This is a genomic window from Lacinutrix sp. MEBiC02595, assembly GCF_053601555.1.
The window spans coordinates 1-320 of sequence record NZ_JBSHNU010000129.1; the positions used below are offsets into that span (position 1 = coordinate 1).

The window sequence follows — 320 nt, forward strand, 5'->3', positions numbered from 1 at the left end:
TGGAAACATTAACATCCATTGCTTTAAACACAGACAATACAAACATCGATTATACGGATGAAGATGGCGTTACTACACAATTAGATTTATCTGCAATCATAGCAAACCTGGAAGCTTTAACAACTTTAGTTGACAATAACGACGGAACATTAACTTACACCGATGAAGATGGAAATCCGACTATTTTAGATGTTGCTAACTTAGAAACTTTAACATCCATTGCTTTAAACGCAGACAATACAAACATCGATTATACAGACGAAGACGGCATTACTACACAATTAGATTTATCTGCAATCATAGCAAACCTGGAAGCTTTA

The 320-nt window shown here is 34.7% G+C and carries 1 pseudogene; it reads left to right on the plus strand.

Annotated elements, in window-relative coordinates:
• Positions 1–320: pseudogene (locus ACVCZW_RS01395) on the plus strand (hypothetical protein); the annotation flags it as partial.